Annotated in this window: 10 protein-coding genes and 1 pseudogene; 9 read left to right on the top strand and 2 right to left on the bottom strand. The window is 27.7% G+C overall.

Annotated features, from left to right (window positions below; genetic code table 11):
* Window positions 1-472: 472 nt before the first annotated feature.
* From QZ146_RS07035 to QZ146_RS07020, 4 genes and pseudogenes are all read left to right on the top strand, one after another.
* Window positions 473-2,455: a CoB--CoM heterodisulfide reductase iron-sulfur subunit A family protein gene (locus QZ146_RS07035; RefSeq protein WP_295723005.1), complete on the top strand. Its 1,983-nt coding sequence runs from the start codon at window positions 473-475 to the stop codon at window positions 2,453-2,455.
* A 398-nt stretch (window positions 2,456-2,853) separates the two neighbouring features.
* Entirely contained in the window at window positions 2,854-4,122 is a 1,269-nt protein-coding gene (gene glyA, locus QZ146_RS07030; protein ID WP_295723003.1) for a serine hydroxymethyltransferase, read from the top strand.
* 76 nt (window positions 4,123-4,198) lie between these two features.
* Window positions 4,199-4,913, top strand: a pseudogene (locus QZ146_RS07025) (dihydromethanopterin reductase (acceptor)).
* A 616-nt stretch (window positions 4,914-5,529) separates the two neighbouring features.
* Window positions 5,530-5,979 carry a pectate lyase-like adhesive domain-containing protein gene (locus QZ146_RS07020; protein WP_295723001.1) on the top strand — a complete coding sequence of 150 codons (450 nt, stop codon included), beginning with the start codon at window positions 5,530-5,532 and terminating at the stop codon, window positions 5,977-5,979.
* A 1,148-nt stretch (window positions 5,980-7,127) separates the two neighbouring features.
* Here QZ146_RS07020 and QZ146_RS08870 read toward each other — a convergent pair.
* On the bottom strand, window positions 7,128-7,445 hold the full coding sequence (locus QZ146_RS08870; protein WP_365316848.1) for a DUF192 domain-containing protein: 318 nt from the start codon (window positions 7,443-7,445) through the stop codon (window positions 7,128-7,130).
* A gap of 774 nt (window positions 7,446-8,219) precedes the next feature.
* Here QZ146_RS08870 and ileS point away from each other — a divergent pair.
* From ileS to QZ146_RS06995, 5 genes are all read left to right on the top strand, one after another.
* Window positions 8,220-11,540 carry an isoleucine--tRNA ligase gene (gene ileS / locus QZ146_RS07015; protein ID WP_295722998.1) on the top strand — a complete coding sequence of 1,107 codons (3,321 nt, stop codon included), beginning with the start codon at window positions 8,220-8,222 and terminating at the stop codon, window positions 11,538-11,540.
* Between the two features lie 22 nt (window positions 11,541-11,562).
* Complete coding sequence (gene purL, locus QZ146_RS07010) at window positions 11,563-13,719, top strand: phosphoribosylformylglycinamidine synthase subunit PurL (RefSeq protein ID WP_295722997.1); 2,157 nt, start codon at window positions 11,563-11,565, stop codon at window positions 13,717-13,719.
* Between the two features lie 42 nt (window positions 13,720-13,761).
* Window positions 13,762-14,985, top strand: coding sequence for a gephyrin-like molybdotransferase Glp (gene glp / locus QZ146_RS07005; protein ID WP_295722996.1), 1,224 nt, complete (start codon window positions 13,762-13,764; stop codon window positions 14,983-14,985).
* Window positions 14,986-15,220: 235 nt separating this feature from the next.
* On the top strand, window positions 15,221-16,381 hold the full coding sequence (locus QZ146_RS07000) for a site-2 protease family protein (protein WP_295722995.1): 1,161 nt from the start codon (window positions 15,221-15,223) through the stop codon (window positions 16,379-16,381).
* A 49-nt stretch (window positions 16,382-16,430) separates the two neighbouring features.
* The gene (locus tag QZ146_RS06995) at window positions 16,431-16,631 is read left to right on the top strand and encodes a hypothetical protein (RefSeq protein ID WP_295722994.1); all 201 of its coding nucleotides are present in this window, start codon (window positions 16,431-16,433) and stop codon (window positions 16,629-16,631) included.
* A 10-nt stretch (window positions 16,632-16,641) separates the two neighbouring features.
* On the opposite strand, the gene QZ146_RS06990 is transcribed toward QZ146_RS06995, so the two are convergent.
* Complete coding sequence (locus tag QZ146_RS06990) at window positions 16,642-16,818, bottom strand: hypothetical protein (RefSeq protein ID WP_295722993.1); 177 nt, start codon at window positions 16,816-16,818, stop codon at window positions 16,642-16,644.
* Window positions 16,819-17,228: the final 410 nt, after the last annotated feature.

Here is a 17,228-nt window from a genome sequence, read left to right as displayed (position 1 = left end):
AGATTTAGAACAAAACAAGGTATATTTAACCAAATATTCAACAGAAAAAATGGGTGGATGAAAAAAATAAAATCCCAACTAACAAAATGACAAAGCCCTTTTTTAAAATATTTAATTTAGAGTATATCTTTTTTATTATCAATTTATAATATCTCTTAATTTTTAGTAAATAAAATTTATATTTATTTTTTTTAAAAGAATATTTTTTTCTTCAATTCTTATTTAACTCTTTTATAATTATTTTTTTATTTAAATATAAGTCATAAATTATTTATTTCGCTTGACCTAAATTTATATTCTTTTTTATATCTATTAGGCATATCATTACTTTAAATCAATTTATTATATATAAAGCTTACTTAATTTTTTTAATAGAAAGCTTTATTAATATTAATCATAAACATAGGTTTATCTAAGATTTTTATATTTATAAAATATTAGATAATGTCACATACTTGTACAAGGTGATTTAATGGCAGAAGAAATAAATAATGAAAACGAAGAATTAAGGATAGGAGTTTACGTCTGTCACTGTGGTGTAAACATCGCTGGTGTTGTAGATGTAGAAGCTGTAGCTGAATACGCTGGTACCTTACCAAATGTAGTTCTTTCAACAGACTACAAATATATGTGTTCAGATCCAGGTCAAAATCTTATTCAAGAAGATATTAAAAAACATAATCTTAATAGGATTGTAGTAGCTGCTTGTTCTCCAAGGCTTCACGAACCTACCTTCAGAAGATGTGTAGAAGAAGCTGGATTAAACAGATACTTATTTGAATTTGCTAACTTAAGAGAACATGATTCTTGGGTACACATGGGTGAACCTGAACCTGCTACTGAAAAAGCAAAAGATTTAACTCGTATGGCTGTTGCTAAAGCAAGATTACTCGAACCTTTAAACCCATCTATTGTAGATGTAAATAACAAAGCTCTTGTTATTGGTGGTGGAGTAACTGGTATTCAAACTGCTTTAGATTTAGCTGATATGGGATTCAAAACCTATATGGTTGAAAGAAACCCTACTATCGGAGGAAGGATGGGTCAATTAGATAAAACATTCCCTACTCTCGATTGTTCAATGTGTATTTTAGCACCAAAAATGGTAGATTGTGGTAAACACGAAAATATTGAGTTAATTACTTATGCTGAAGTAACTGAAGTAGATGGTTATATTGGTAACTTTAAAGTTACAGTTAACAAGAAAGCTAGATATGTAGTAGAAGATGATTGTACTGGATGTGGAGCATGTACTGAAGTTTGTCCTATCGAAATACCTAACTACTTTGATGAAGGTATTGGTATGACTAAAGCAGCTTACATCCCATTCCCTCAAGCAGTTCCTTTAGTTGCAACTATTGATAAAGATTACTGTATAGATTGTAAACTTTGTAATGCAGCTTGTGAACGTGGATGTATTGACCATGATATGCAAGATGAAGAAATTGAACTTGATGTTGGTACTATTGTTGCTGCAACAGGTTACGACCCATATGATCCATCTGGTAAATATGAATATGGTTATGGCAGATACTCTAACGTAATTACTGCTATGGAAATTGAAAGGATGATTAATGCATCAGGTCCTACTACTGGACATGTAATCAAACCTTCAGATGGTAAAACTCCTAAACGTGTAGCATTTATCCACTGTGTAGGTTCAAGAGATGAGCAAATTGGTAAACCATACTGTTCAAGAGTATGTTGTATGTATTCCATGAAAAACGCTCAATTATGTATCGACCACGAACCTGATACAGATGTTACCTGTTATTACATGGATATTCGTGCATTCGGTAAAGGATTCGAAGAATTCTACAAAACTTCTCAAGAGAAATATGGTATTGAATTCTTAAGAGGTAGACCTGCTCAAATCATTGAAAATGATGATTTAACTTTAACTGTTAGAGCTGAAGACACCTTACTTGGTAAAGTAACTGAATATACCTATGATTTAGTTGTTTTATCTGTAGGTTTAGATGCTCCTGAAGGATCCAACGAATTAAGACAAACATTAGGATTATCTAAATCTTCAGATGGATTCTATATGGAAGCTCACCCTAAATTAAGACCTGTTGATACTTTAACTGATGGTGTCTATATTGCTGGTGTAGCTCAAGGTCCTAAAGATATTCCGGATTCTGTAGCTCAAGGTTCTGCTGCAGCATCTCGTGCTGCAATCCCAATGGCACAAGGTACAGTTGCTATTGAACCTATTATTGCAAGTTCCGATGATTCTATTTGTGGTGCTTGTGAAGTTTGTGTAGAACTTTGTCCATATAGTGCTATTAGTATTGTTGATGTTGATGGATCTAAACATGCTGCAATTAATGCTGCATTATGTAAAGGATGTGGTACCTGTGTAGGTGCATGTCCTTCAGGTGCAATGGATCAATATCACTTCAAAACAGATCAAATTATGGCACAAATTGATGCTGCACTCGAAGATATTTAAGTATAGATTGGATTTTTCCAATCTCTTACTTTATTTTTTTTATTAAATTTTCTTTTAACATTTGTTACCTTAAATGAATTAATTAATTCTTATCTAATTAATTTCTATCTATTTTTATACTTATTTTAACAGTTAATATACAAATTTTTATTCTATTTTTAATAAATTATTAATTTTAAAATTTTATTTTATTTAAATTTACATAATATTTAATATAATTAAAAATAAATATTAATTATAGTAAAAAATTTTTTATCATTAAGAATTTAATTATTTTAATAAATTATTAGAAATAAATATTAATTTTAAATTAAATTTTAGTTTAATATTTTAATTTATACTTTAATTTAATAATTTTAATCTAATTTTAATATTTTAAAACTTTTAGGAGTAAATAAATGTCAAATCAAGACTATATAAATCAATTTCAAACATCAATGAAAAATCACAATGACTGGATGAAAAATAGTATTAATCTCATTGCAAGTGAAAATATTACCAGTGCTGATGTTCACACAGCAATGGTTTCAGATTTAGCACATAGGTATGCTGAAGGTAAATCTCATGAAAGATTATATCAAGGATGCCAATATATTGATGAAATTGAAGATTTAACTGTTGAATTAAATAAAAAATTATTCAATGCTAAATATGTTGATGTAAGAACTATATCTGGTGTAACTTCTAATTTAGCTGCATTTTTTGCTTTTACAAATTATGGTGATAAATTAATGGCTTTAGAAGTACCTTTTGGAGGACATATTTCACATGCAAGTGTAAGTGCAGCTGGTATTCATGGTTTAGATACAATTTCCCATCCATTTAATCCAGATATAATGAATATAGATATTGACAAAATGCAAAAAAAGATTCTTGAAGAAAAACCAAAGGCTATTCTTTTTGGTGGAAGTTTATATTTATTCCCACATCCTGTTAGAGAAGCTCGTGAGGTAGCTGATGAAGTTGGGGCTAAAATTTTATATGATGGAGCTCATGTTTTAGGCCTTATTGCAGGTGGACAATTCCAAGACCCTTTAAGAGAAGGTGCAGATTTATTGATGGGAAGTACACATAAATCTTATCCAGGTACTCAAGGTGGAATAATGGTATCTGATAATGAGCAATATAGTGATGTAATTGATAAAGCTGTTTTTCCCGGAGTTGTAAGTAATTATCATCTTCATCATATGGCAGGTTTAGGTATTGCTGCAGCTGAAATGTTAGAATTTGGTGAGGATTATACTAAACAAATTATTAAAAATGCTCAAGCATTAGCTCAAAGTTTATATGAATTAGGTTTCAATGTTTTATGTGAAGATTTAGGATTTACTGAGTCTCATCAAGTTGCTATGGATGTTTCAGATGTTAAAAGTGCAAGTGTACTTGCAAAACAATTAGAACAAAACAATATTATATTAAATAAAAATCTTCTTCCGGGGGATGATGTTAATAATAGTGATAATCCTTCAGGTATTAGGATAGGTACATCAGAGATTACAAGAAGAGGAATGAAAGAAAAAGAAATGTATGAAGTTGCTGAATTTATTAAAAAAGTAGCTATGGATGATGAAGATGTTACTGAAGAAGTAACTGAATTTATGTCAGATTATACTACAGTTCATTATGCTTTTAATGAATCTGAAGCTTATAATTATATTCAATTCTAAATTCTTTTTTACAATTTTTTTTATTCTATTTTATACTAATATTTTAATTTATTTTAATTCAATTTTAGGAGATAATATGAATATAGCTTTTGCCTTTACAGGAGCAGGACATTTACTTAAAGAAAGTGTGGAAATTTATGAAAAACTTTCACAAGAACATAAAGTCTCTGTATTTTTATCTAATGCAAGTTGTGAAGTATTAAAAATGTATGGTCTTTATGAAAGGGTAGAAAAAAGAAAAAAATACAGGTTCTAGATATTGTGAGCTTGAATCAGATAATAATCAAAAATATAGTTTTCCAATAACTGGAAGATTGTCTCTTGGAAATTATGACCTGTTAATAGTATCTCCAGCAACAGCAAATACTGTTGCAAAAATTGTTTATGGAATATCAGATACTCTTGTAACTAATGCAGTTGCTCAAGCAGGAAAAGGTAGAGTTCCAACATTAATTGTTCCAGTTGATATACATTCAGGTGATATTGACACTGTCCTACCTTCCAAATTAGAACTTTCTAAGTGTGAAAATTGTAATCCATGTACATCAGCACAAATCTGTCCGGAGGATGCTATTATTCCTTATAAGGAAATATCCTTACTTAAATGTGTTGGTTGTGGCTTGTGTAAAAATTCATGTGCCTATGATGCAATTTCAGTTGGTAAAATAATTCAATTACATATGAGAGATATTGATATTGAAAATACAAATAAGCTTAAAGAAATGGATGGAATTAATGTTTTAGAAAATCCTAATCAAATTATACCATATCTTCAAGACAATATTCTTTAAATTTCTTATGATTAGTTTTTAACCATTATTTTACAATTCATTGATGACTTATTTCTTTTTTTTATTTTTTAAACTTTGTTGAAATCCTTTTTGATTTTTGTAAAAAATTTTTATAATGATTAATTTTTTTCTTTTTTTACATTAATTTTGAAAAAATATTATATTTAATTATTTTTGTTCTATATTGTTTAACTTAAATACTATAAAAATGAATATTTCATCAAAACAATTATTTTATTAAATAATATTCACAGATAAATAGAGTTTATATTATATTTAATCATTTATGTAAAACAGTATGAATAATACCTATTTTGCATTAATTATTTATATATTAGTGATATAAAGCTTATTACAAATTAGTATTATTTTAAGAATATTAATTTGGTGTGACTTTACAAATGAAGAATAAAAATCGATATATATAGCATTATTGTTTCTTGTTTGTATTTTAAGTATTTTAGCAATTAGTGCAGCAGAAAATACAACAAATGAAGAAGTAATTAGTGCTGATAATAATAAAAAAAGTAATGTATAAACAATTAATCAAAATGATAATGGTTCAAATAGTAAAGAGAATGTTGAACTTAAAGAAGAAGAAAATAATAATGATAAAGTGACTGAATCTGAAACAGATAAAACAACAGCTGATAATGCAGAGTTAACTTTCACAGACTTAAATACAGCTATTAAAGGTAGTACTAATTCTACAATATATTTATCCAATAATTACAAATATAATAATGATACAGACTTTATGGTGCAAGGCGGAATTAGTATTAACAGAAATTTAGTGATTTATGGAAATGGAGTAACAATAGATGGAAACAAAATGGCTAGAATATTTTTTGTATCATCTAGTGCTAATGTTAAATTTTATAATATAAATTTCATAAATGCTGAATATTCTTCTGCTGGTGCTGCATTAATACATGCAAATGCATACAACTGTACATTCAACAATAACAAAGCTACAAATGGTCAAGCAATGTACAACGGAAATGCAGCATTATGTAGATTTAATGGAAATAACAATTATCAAACAACTATTATTCTGCTACCATAAATGTATTAAATTACACTTCAACTTACAGGTCAGGTGAAAGATTAAAATTCAACTTAACAGCAAGCGGTATTTATTTTGATGGGTTTAATACTACTATTAAAATATATAAAGGTGGTTCATTAGTCAAAACTGTATATGGTTTAACAGGTAAAGGATGGGTTGTAGATTTAAATACTGGTACATATACAGCTGTTTTAAGCTTTACAGATTATCCAGATGAACAATCAGCAAACGCAAGCATTACTATTGCAAAAAACGATGCATATGTTGTTATTAACCCAATTACTAATGCAAAGGTAGGAAAAGAAATAACAATTGGATATACTACCAAAGTAATGGAACAGTAACAATCAAAGTAAACGGCGAAATAATCTCTGACGGTAAATTCATACCACCTGCAAATGGTACATATAATGTAACTGTAGAAGTTGCAGAAAACGACTACTACACAGCAGCATATAATGAAACAACATTTGAAGCTAAAAAAGTAGCAAGTACAATAATTGCAAAATCTATAACCACATATTATGATTTAGATAAAGATTTAGTAATTACATTAAATGACGCAGACGGTAAACCGATAATAGGAGAAATATTAACAGTCAAAATATTAGGTAAAAGCAAAAATTATACTACTGATGATAATGGACAATTTAATATCAAAGTTCCTACAACAAGTCCAAAAACATACACGACTAAAACTAACAGTAAAGGCCAAGCAACATTTAAAATATGTTAATAAAAAAGGCATATACAATGCAGTTATAACAGTTACAGGAAACTATTACTTCAATCAAATAAGTAAAAAAGTAAAAATAATTGTAAAACCATAAAAATATTATATTAAGAGTTATACAATAACTCTAATACTTTTTTTTTATTTGTAAACATTTTTGTTAGTGTAATAAAAGAATATTAACTGAAATCAATGTAAGTAGAAGCTTACAACTATCTAATAATGAAATAAAACTCAAAAATAAAATGTATAATATTTATTGATTAACTCAAATTCAATGAAAATAAGGATTTCAGCATGCTATTTTTTTTAATTTTTATTTATTAATTTAAATTTTTTTTATTTTTTCTTTTAAACTTTTTATTACTATTTAGATTATCTTTTTTTAAATTTATTTGTTTTATTTTTTATTTCATTCTAGAAATTTTATTTTATCATTAATTTTTATATTATTTTTATTTAAATATCCATATTCTAATTCAATAAAATAAGAACATTTCTTTTTTGGTTTAAAGTAGGTCCATGGATTTAAACTAGTTTTTTCATATATTTTTAAATTTTTATCTATGAAAACCACATCAATTGGAATTTTCATAAAAAATGTATGTATAGAGGAGCTTTTATAGGGAAAATTTTCAGGTATATTAAAAATTAAAGGGTATTCTATTTTATTTTTTAGCATAAGTCCTTTAAATCTTTTAAAAAAACTGTCATATAATTCTAATTTTATAATCTTTTTTATATTATTTTCTTTATTATAAATGGCTATTTTTTTAAATTTTCTAATATTTTCACCTAAATTTAATTATCAAAATTAATAATTAAAGTTTTTATTATTTTATTTTAAAATTATTTTCATTTTTAAAAATATTCTCTTTTCATTATTTTCTTTTTAAATATTTTCTATTTTGAAAATTTATTTTAGTTTTATTTTTTTAATTTCGAATATTTTCTAAATTTCTTTATAAATAATAGTAAACTTATTATATGGATTGTTTATATAAACTAAATTATAATAATTTAAATAATATATTATATTAAAAAATAATTTAGTTGGTTTCAAATTACATTATTTATTTTAAAAATCCTTATTTAAGAATATTATCGGATTAATTATTATTTAATGCTTTAATTAATCTTACTAAATGTTTTTTATATTATATTAAATTTATTTTTATAAACAAAAGAAAAATTCATATTATATGAAAAAATTTAAAATTAAACATTTATATTAAATAATCATGATTTAATTAAATATGAGATTATTATGTATATCTTAAAATATTGTTATTCACATTGAACTAATATAAGTTATATTTTCATATTTAGCTATCATTAAATTGTAGGTATTATTTAATTATGTATGTTTCATTTTAGCTCATTTGTATTTAATTGATTTGAATTGGATGTGTGATTTTAAATCAATAAATATATTTTAAGAAAAATAATTTTCAATTAAACTTCAGTGAATTTTCAATTTTAATTATTTATGGGAGAAGAAATAATGCCAATAGAAGAGGCAGAAAAATCATATCAATTTAAACATATAGATAAATCTTCTCAAGAGTTTTGGGAAGATCAAGCAGTTTTTTCAAAAGTAAATAGACTTAGAAAAAATGGTCCTCAATATTCCTTTCTAGATGGACCTCCATATTGTAGTGGAAAAATCCATTTGGGTACAGCTTGGAATAAGACAATTAAGGATACTTTCTTGCGTTTCAAATCAATGAATGGATATTCTCTTAGGCGTCAAGCTGGATGGGATATGCATGGTCTTCCTATTGAACATAAAGTAGAAGAGTTAATGGATATTAAAAGTAAACAAGAAATTGAATCTAATATTGGAATTAGTAATTTTGTAGATAAATGTCAAGAATTTGCTTTTAATAATAAGTTAGCTATGACCAAACAATTTGAGTCCTTAGGTGTATGGATGGATTGGGAGGACCCATATATGACACTTGATCCTAATTATATGCAATCTGCATGGTGGACATTAAAAAGAGCACAAGAGAAAAATTTACTTACCAATGATAAGAGGGTTATTAGTTGGTGTCCTCATTGTGAAACAGCACTTGCAGCTGCAGAATTAGATTATGAAGAAAGAATTGATCCTTCTATTTACATTCAATTTAAATTCAAAAATTCTATTTTATCTGAAGCTGAAAACCCAGATAATTTAGATGAATATATTTTAGTATGGACTACTACTCCATGGACTATTCCAGCTAACTTAGCTATTTGTATAAATCCAAGTTTTGATTATGATTTTATTTTAATTGATGGGAAAATATATGTTCTTGCAAGTGAACTTGTTGAAAATGTATTTGGTCCTGAAATAACAATTAAAAAGAATAAGATTCCAAAAGATGGCTCTGATGGAGAAGAATTTGAGATTGTTAAAGAAGAAATTGTTAACTATCAAATTCTTAAAACTATTAAAGGTGAAGATCTTCTTGGAAGAGAATATATTTATCCATTACTTGATCAAGTCCCGATACATGAGGAATTTGATAAAATAGATAATGTACATACAATATTGGCTGGAGAACATGTAGAACTTTCAGAAGGTACTGGTTGTGTACATACTGCTCCAGGTCATGGTCCTGATGATTTTAATATTGGAAAAGAATTTGACTTACCAATATTCTGTCCTGTAGATGAAGGAGGTAATTTTACTTCTGAAGCAGGAATATATAAAGGTCTTTACACTAAAGATGCTGATGAGAAGATTATTGGAGACTTAATTGGCAAGGGATTCATGCTTAAACATGAAACTATTGAACACAGATATGGAGTCTGTTGGAGATGTAAATCACCAATTCTTTATAGGGCAACAGAACAATGGTTTTTAAAAGTCACTGATATTAAAGATAAAATGTTATCTGAAATAGAAAATGTTGAATGGGTACCAAAATGGGCTGGTGAAGGTAGGTTCCATGATTGGGTATCTAATGCTCAAGATTGGACGATTTCAAGACAAAGATACTGGGGTATACCTATACCTATTTGGATATGTCCAGATTGTGGAGAGATTAAGGTTATAGGTTCAGTTGATGAATTAAAAGAAAATTCTATCTATGAGATTAAAGATGTTGAATTATCTAAATTGGTTCACAGACCTTTTGTTGATGAGGTTAAATTTAAATGTGAAAAATGTAATGGTGAAATGACTCGTATACCTGATGTTTTAGATGTATGGATTGATTCAGGTGTAGCAGGTTGGGCAGCTTTATACTATCCACAGGAAATTGATAAATTTAATAAATGGTATCCATATGATTTTATCTGTGAAGGACACGATCAAACAAGAGGATGGTTTTACTCACAACTTGGAGCCGGCGTTATCTCCTTGGATAGAATACCATATAATAAAGTCTTAATGCACGGTTTTGTATTAGATGAAAATGGTAAGAAGATGAGTAAATCTCTTGGTAATGTTGTTTCTCCTGAAGAGGTTATTGAACAATATGGTGCTGATGTACTTAGATTCTATCTTTTATGGGCATGTAAACCATGGGATGATCTTAAATTTGTATGGGATGAATTAAAAAATGTTAATAAAATGTTTAACATTTTATGGAATGTTTATGTCTTTTCAACGACTTACATGTCATTAGATAATTTTAATCCTCTTAAATGTAATGAAAATTCAATTAACTTAAGAGATGAAGATAGATGGATTATTTCAAGAGTTAATACTCTTACAAAAGAAGTGGGAGAAGATATTGAATCATTGCATTTCCATAAAGCAACACGTAAAATTATGGACTTTATATTAGATGATTTAAGTCGTTGGTATGTACGTTTAATTAGAGGAAGAACATGGGTAGAAAGTGATGATCCAGATAAATTAGGTGCATACTATGGTCTTTACACAGCATTAACTTCACTTATTAAACTTATGGCTCCAATTACTCCACACTTATCTGAAGAGATTTATCAAAACCTTGTGGTAAATATACTTCCAGATAGTAAATTAAGTGTACATATGGAAGATTGGATCATCAATGACGATTTAATTGATGTAGATTTAGAAAAACAAATGAATATTGTTAGAGATGTAATAGATGCATCTATAAGGGCTAGAGACGTTGCAAGATATAAATTAAGATGGCCTGTTGCAGATATGACAGTTGTATCCACTGATGAAGATGTATTAAATGCAGTTAATGCTCTTGAAGATGTTATAAAAGACCAATCTAATACAAAAGAAGTTATTCCATCTTCTGAATTTGATGAATTATCTTATATTGCAAAACCTAACCTTAAAATTTTAGGTAAAAAACTTAAAGGAGATTTAATTGTAGTTAAAAATTACCTTGAAAATGCTGATGGAAATGAAGTTAAAAATACTCTTGATGAAAATGGGGAAATTAGTATTACAGGTCCAGACCGTCAAGGCAATGAAAAAACTATTTGTTTAAGTTCTGATGAGATAATATTTGACTCCGAACTTCCAGAAGACTTTGTATCCTCTGAGTTTAAAGGGGGAAATGTATTTGTAAATACTAAAATCACTCCTCTCATCTTATCTGAAGCTATGAGTAGGGAGCTTATTAGAAGAATTCAAGACATGAGAAAAGATATGGATTTAGATGTTGAAGCAAATATTAAAGTAAGTGTAATATCATCTGAGACATTTAAAGATTTAGTATTAAAACAAATAGACTTAATATCTAATGAAGTAAGGGCAAACAGTCTTACAGTAGATGTGGGATTAGTAGAAGATAATGAAGTTGAAAGTAATGATATTAACAGTAAATATACTAAAAATTGGAAAATTGATGAAGAAAATATTAAAATTGAAATATTAAAAGATTAAATTATAAAAAACAGGTGATTTGATGACTTTAACAGACTCTGAAGTAGAATTTATCACTAATTTAGTAGGTAGAGAAATGAATTCCTTAGAAGAAGGAATGTTAGATGTAATGTTTTCTGAACATTGTTCCTATAAAAGTAGTAGACCATTTTTAAGAAGGTTTCCTACCGAGGGAAAAAATATTATTTTAGGTCCTGGAGACGATGCAGGATTAGTATCAGTTACAGATAAATATGCTCTTGCAGTAGGTATGGAAAGTCATAATCACCCTTCTGCAATTGAACCATATGGAGGAGCAGGTACTGGAATTGGTGGAATTTTAAGGGATATAATATCTATGGGTGCAAAACCAATTGCACTTCTTGATCCTTTAAGATTTGGCCCAATTGAAGATGAAAAATCAAGATATATTTTTGAAAATGTTGTAAAAGGAATATCTGATTATGGTAATAGGGTAGGTGTTCCAACTGTTGCAGGTGAATTAGAATTTGATGAAGCATTTAGAACAAATCCTCTTGTAAATGTAATGTGTGTAGGACTTGTAGAAAAGGATAAAATCGTTTATGGTAAAGCACCTAATGTTGGTGATGTATTCTTTTTAATGGGCGGAACTACTGGAAGAGATGGTATTAATGGTGTAACTTTTGCATCAGAGGAGTTAACCTCTGATAGTGAAACTGAAGATAGACCTGCAGTACAAGTTGGGGATCCATTTACTAAAAAAAGAGTAATGGAAGCATCATATGAAATAATTGAAAATATTAAAGTTTCAGGTGTTAAAGATTTGGGTGGAGGAGGTTTAACCTGCTGTATATCTGAACTTGCAGGTGCATGTGAAAATGGTGCTCTTGTTGATTTAAATGCAATACCTCTAAGAGAAACTGGTATGACTCCATATGAGATTATGTTATCAGAATCACAAGAGAGAATGATTTTTGTTTTAAACAAAAAAGATGTTGCACTTGCAAAAGAAATTTGTGATAAACATGAACTTTCATCTGCAGTTGTAGGAGAAGTTACTGATGGAAATAATATGGTTGTTAAAGATTTTGAAAATGATAAAATCTTATGTGATCTTCCAACAATTGTATTATCAGATCCACCTTCCATTAAAAGAGAAGTTAAAGCTCCAGAAATTAAAAAAGAGATTATTGAAACTGAAGATGTAGAATTTAAAACTGCATTAATTAAACTATTGTCATCACCAAATATTGCAAATAAAGTTTGGGTTTACAGACAATATGATTATGAAGTTCAACTTAGAACAGCTATTAAACCTGGAGCCGATGCATCTGTACTTAAAATTGATGATGAAACTGCAGTTGCACTTACAGTCGATTCAAATCCTATTCATACTAAACTTTCTCCATTTGATGGAGGGGCAGGTTCAGTTGCTGAAGGGATAAGAAATATTGTATCAGTTGGAGCAATTCCTTATGCTGTTGTAGATTGTTTAAACTTTGGTAATCCTGAAAATCCAGAGGTTTTATGGCAATTTAAAGAGTGTATTGAAGGTATGAGTCAGATTGCAGAAAAGTTTAACTCTCCAATTATTAGTGGAAATGTAAGTTTTTATAATGAAAATGAAGGAGCAAAAATTAATCCAACTCCTGCAGTTGGTTTAATCGGTGTTGAAAAAATTGAAAATATTAGAACTCCTGAATTTAAAGAGGAATCTGATAAAATATTACTCATTGGAAAAACTTTTGATGAATTAAATGGTTCTGAGTATCATCGTACCTTATTTAACCTAGAACAAGGTGAAGCTCCTAAAATTAGAATTGATGATGAGTATGATAATGCAAATACTATATTGAAATTACTTGATGAAGATGCTGATAAAAATATTACAGCTATTCATGATTTATCTCAAGGTGGAATTGCTATAGCTTTAAGTGAAATGTCAATAAAATCAAATCTTGGATGTGAAATCGACACTTCTCTTATTGTTAAGGATTCAGATATGAACTTAAATAATTTAATGTTTTCTGAATCTCATGGAAGATATATTGTAACTGTAAAAGCAGATGCTCTTGATGATATTTTATCTAAAATTGATGTTGATTGTCAATGTATTGGTGAGGTAAAAGGAACATCATTTAAACTAGATGATATTGAAATAAACCTTGATGATATGGTAGATGCTTATACAGGTGTTATTGAAAAATATATGAAGTAAATTTCAACAATTTACTTTTTTTATTAAATTTTAGGTTATAAAATGTTTTTATCTAAATTAACTTCTCTTAAGGATGCTATTTTAAAATTAAATAATTATCAAATTATTATGGGTAGCGAAAAAATCAATCTTAAAGATTCTTATATGAGGGTTTTAGCAGAAGATATAAAATCTTTTCATAATTCTCCACCATTTGATAAATCTGTTATGGATGGTTATGCAGTAATTGCTGAAGATACTTTTGGGGCATCTAATAATGTTCATAAGAATTTTAAAATTATTGATAAAATAGGTGCAGGAGATTTTTCAGATAAAGAGATTCACAGTGGTGAAGCTATTTTAATTGCAACTGGAGCACCTATTCCTAAAGGTGCTAATGCTGTTATTATGGCAGAGTTTACATCACAAGAGGGAAATGTTTTAACAATTCACTCACAGGTTACTCCAGGAGAAAATATATCTCCAATGGCAGAGGATATAAAAAAGGGTCAGCTTGTTTTAGAAAAGAATATCTTAATTAAACCTCAGGAAATGGGCCTTATAGCATCAGCAGGTTTTTTGGAAATTGAAGTTTATAAAAAACCTAAAGTAAAACTTATAGTTACAGGTAGTGAACTTGTAGAACCAAGTAGTGAAGTTGATACACGTTCTAAAATAATTAATTCTAATCAATATACAATTGCCGCAATGATTAAAAGTTCAGGTGCAGATGTTGATGTAATACATTTATCTGATGATTATAATACTGTTAAAGATCATATTAACCAAGCTAGTAAAGATTATGATTTAGTTATAACTACGGGGGGTACTGCTATAAGTAAGGGGGATGTAGTTGTAGATGCTGTAGATGAAATAGGAGAACTCTTATTTCATGGTGTTGCAATGAGACCAGGTAAACCTGTAGGTGTAGGAATTGTAAATAACACAGTAGTATTTACATTATCAGGCCAACCGGTTGCTGCAATGGCACAATTTGATATTTTTGCAAGAATATATTTATTTAGAATGCAAGGTTTAGATTATAATTACAATATTGTAAAACGTAAATCAATGTTAAAAATTCCTTCTACATTGGGAAGGGTTGATTTTATTAGAACCTATTCAGATAATACAAATGCTCGCCATATTCTAAACCGAGGCTCAGGTATTATCCGCTCTATGGTAGAAGCTAATAGTTATATTATTATTGATGAAAATAATGAAGGAATCAATAAAGGAGATATGGTGGATGTAGTCCTTTTTGATTCAATAAATTGGAATGGATAATTTATTTTTTTTTAAAATTTTTTTTTGTGAAATAATTCTTATAAAATATAAATAATATTAATCATAAAATATATTTTTTAATAAAAATTTGTATTATTAATCTAAATAGATTTTTATTATTAGTATTTAAATAATTATTTTTGTATAGATTTACATAATATAAGTTATAAAATACAAATTTAATGTTTAGAATTATTATTTATTTTTTTTAAAAAACCGAGTCAGTAGGGATATTGTGAATGGTATATGGTATTATGTAATAGGATTTTTTATAATATGGACTATTGCATTTATTTATAAAGCATATAAAAAAGATTCTGATAATATAGAATTTGATTTTCCTTTACTTTTAATGATAAAAACAAAAAAATTTAGAGGATTTATTGATAAATTGGCAAATTTGTCTCCTAGATTTTGGAAATGGTATATGAATGTAGGTATTGTTATATGTTTTATAGCAATGGTTTTTATGAGCTATATTTTAATACAATCTCTTTCAACTGTATTTGAAACGCCTTCTGTTTCTGTACTTATACCTGGTGTTGAAGTTCCTGGTTCACCAATAGTTATACCATTTTTATCAGGTCTTATCGCTATTGCACTTTTAATTATAGTACATGAATTTTCACATGGAATTCTTTCAAGAGTAGAGGACATTGATATTAAATCTATAGGTGTATTGTTATTTATTATACTTCCTGGAGCTTTTGTAGAACCTGATGAAAAGCAAATAGAAAAAGCATCTAGAGTTTCAAAACTTAGAATTTATGGTGCAGGCTCTATGGCAAATATTGTCCTTGCAGTTATTGCGTTACTTTTATTTGCAGCTATTGGAAACTTTGTATATCCTGCTGTCTATGAGGATCAAGGTGTAGAAATTGTTCAAGTTGTAGATAATGCTCCTGCACAGGGATATTTAAAGGAATCTATGGTAATAAATCAGATTAATGATAATGTTGTTACAAATGCTACAAGTTATTCTGATGCAGTACTTACTTTAAAACCTAATTCGATAGCCAATATATCGACTGATACAGGAACTTATTCATTTAAATTAGGTGCAAATCCAAATAATAAATCCATTGGATATATGGGTATTAAAGCTCAACAACATATGGTGATTAAAGAAAATATCAAAAAGACTTATGGTGATGTATTGCCGTGGGGATGGTTAGCTTTAGAAGATCTTTTAAAATGGATTTATATTATTAACCTTTCTGTAGGTTTATTTAATCTTCTTCCAATGAAACCTCTTGATGGAGGTTTAATGTTAAAAGAAGTTTTATCATATAAATTTAAAGAGGAACATGTTAAATTAATTACAGATTATTTCACATGCTTTATTGCTATAGTTATTATATTTAGTTTAGTAGTTGGTATTGTATCTGGATTATGAATATAAATTAAGCTTATTTAAAAATTAGTGATAAAATGAATATAAGTATATGTTAACATATAATGCTCCATTTTATGTTTTAAAATCTATTATTGATGTTCATAAAACAAAGAAGCTAACAGAAAATTTAGAGTTAATAGTTTTAGACAATTCATCTAAATTTCCAACAAAATTTATTTTAAAAATTCTTAAAAAACTAGGTTTTATAGATAAATTAGTTTTAAATCCACAGAATGACTTTTTTTGTTAGGGGAAATAATTTAGCAAGTCAACATGCAAGTAATAATGCCACTCATTATTTGCTTCTTAATTCGGATATTAAAATTACGGATATTAAATGTATCTGAATTACATCCTAAAGATGGTGGAATATCCTCCTTTGGTGCAGTCTTGTCAGAACCTAAAAGAGCAGATGGATATTGTATGTTAATTGACAAGGCCTTTATGATAAATTCAAACTTGATGAAGATTTTCAGTGGTGGTGGGCTGTTACAAAATTACAATCTCAGGTCTTATCTAGTGGATATAAGATAATTGCTGTACGAAATCATGAAGAATATATTCATTATTATGGTGGAAAATCTGGTAAAGGATTTGAAGATGTAAAAGGAATGGATACAGATATTGAGATAGTAAAAAGTTGGTTTGACAAGGGAAATGAAAACCTTAAAATCATAAACCAATTATAGTCTTAATCACATTATATTTTATCTCATGTTTTATTTTTTTATAATTTTATATTCATTTCATATAAAGTCTATTTATAAATTTATTTTATTTATTTAAGTATTTTATAAAAATATTAAAATAATTTTTTATTTTTACTATTAATTTATATAAATTTATT

It is taken from the genome of uncultured Methanobrevibacter sp., assembly GCF_905235195.1.
Lineage (GTDB): Archaea > Methanobacteriota > Methanobacteria > Methanobacteriales > Methanobacteriaceae > Methanarmilla.
The sequence above is the reverse complement of the archived record's forward strand: the minus strand, read 5'-3'. Positions and strand labels throughout refer to the sequence as shown.

Coding starts and splice junctions, on each gene's coding strand:
- glp (WP_295722996.1), top strand. CDS start 13,762: ATGTTTTTATCTAAATTAACTTCTCTTAAGGATGCTATTTTAAAATTA.
- QZ146_RS07035 (WP_295723005.1), top strand. CDS start 473: ATGGCAGAAGAAATAAATAATGAAAACGAAGAATTAAGGATAGGAGTT.
- glyA (WP_295723003.1), top strand. CDS start 2,854: ATGTCAAATCAAGACTATATAAATCAATTTCAAACATCAATGAAAAAT.
- QZ146_RS06995 (WP_295722994.1), top strand. CDS start 16,431: ATGTTAACATATAATGCTCCATTTTATGTTTTAAAATCTATTATTGAT.
- ileS (WP_295722998.1), top strand. CDS start 8,220: ATGCCAATAGAAGAGGCAGAAAAATCATATCAATTTAAACATATAGAT.
- purL (WP_295722997.1), top strand. CDS start 11,563: ATGACTTTAACAGACTCTGAAGTAGAATTTATCACTAATTTAGTAGGT.